The following is a 1,489-nucleotide window of genomic DNA, read 5'->3' as shown; positions in this document are numbered from 1 at the left end:
ATGTGGCTATATCGTAGTGGTCGGGACGGCCCGCCCATCGTACTGTATGACTACCAGCGCACCCGTGGGAAGGAACACCCAATCGCGTTTTTGAAGGGCTTTACGGGATACCTTCATGTGGATGGTTATCAGGGTTACAACGATGTGCCCAACGTGAAACTCTCTGCCTGTTGGAGCCACGCGCGAAGGGAATTTGACGAAGCCCTGAAGTCACTTCCCGCAGACAAACGAAAGACTGCGACGACGGCAAGGGAAGGGCTAGATTATTGCAACCAGCTGTTCAAAATGGAACGCAAATTCAAAGAGATACCATCCGAGGAACGCTATGAACAGCGGTTCAAGCTAAGCCGCCCAGTCTTGGATGCTTTTTCAGCATGGCTTGATGTAAAAAAGGACGAAGTGCTCCCGAAAAGTCTCGTGGGCAAAGCGATTGGATACTGTTTGAATCAGTGGACCAAGCTTGTTACGTTTTTGGAAGATGGCAACTTGGAGATCGACAATAACCGTGCCGAACGATCAATGAAGCCCTTCGTACTAGGCCGTCGCGCGTGGTTGTTTAGTAACACACCGCGGGGAGCAACAGCCAGCGCGGTCACCTACAGCATTGTTGAGACAGCCAAGGAGAACGGGCTAAACCCCTTTGCCTATCTTCAATACCTATTCGAACAGTTGCCGAACATGGACACCAGTGATGCTGATGCAATGGCGTCGCTTATGCCGTGGTCTAAAGCCTTGCCTGAACGAACACGTCACCCGAAACGGAAATAACCTTTATGGATCTGAAACATCCCCATCACTCGCTGGTGGGGATGTTTCAGATTCTACTTCCTAGCGATGAGCTAGCCATACGTGTGCGCGCTTTGACGTTCACCAAGCGGCAACAAGAACAGGGATTGCCCATCTGATTTTAGCTTCGTCATGATGCGTAGCGTACTTTCGTACTGGCCGAGGGTGTAAAATATTTTGTGTAAACTCCCAACCCCAGTAAAATGGGAGTACAAGTTTGGGCGGATGTACACATGAGTTTGTTATCGAGAGAACAGTTACGTCAGTTTATCAAGGAGAATGACTTCAAGTCACCCGAGAATATCCAGGCTGCGCTTAAAGAGGTTTTTGCCAGTACCATACAAGAAATGCTCGAAGCTGAGTTGGAGGCGCACCTGGGCTACGCGAAGCACGCTGTCAAGGATAAGACGACGGACAATAGCCGTAATGGTCATAGTCACAAATCCATCACGTCTGAGTATGGTGAGGTAAACATTTCAGTTCCCCGCGACCGCAAGGGCGAGTTTGATCCGCTCATCATCAAAAAACATCAAACGAATACCGTTGGCATCGAGGACCAAGTTATCGCACTCTACGCCCGCGGTATGAGCACTCGCGACATTCAAGCCCATCTGGAGCACTTATACGGTGTGGACGTATCCCCTGTTTTCCGCAAGTCAAAAATACAGAGAAACGCTGCGGATTTGTGCATAGGCACCGCAAC

General features: G+C 50.0%; 2 protein-coding genes. Both read left to right on the top strand.

What is annotated here, in order from left to right; translation table 11 throughout:
- A partial coding sequence (gene tnpC / locus AAC01S_RS18405) for an IS66 family transposase (protein WP_067625959.1) occupies positions 1-768 on the top strand: 768 nt, incomplete at its 5' end.
- A 251-nt stretch (positions 769-1,019) separates the two neighbouring features.
- Positions 1,020-1,489 (top strand): transposase (locus tag AAC01S_RS18400; RefSeq protein WP_174520863.1); only part of this gene is annotated, 470 nt, incomplete at its 3' end.

The organism is Alicyclobacillus acidiphilus NBRC 100859 (assembly GCF_001544355.1).
Taxonomy (GTDB): domain Bacteria; phylum Bacillota; class Bacilli; order Alicyclobacillales; family Alicyclobacillaceae; genus Alicyclobacillus; species Alicyclobacillus acidiphilus.
This window is presented reverse-complemented; position numbering and strand designations above follow the sequence as displayed.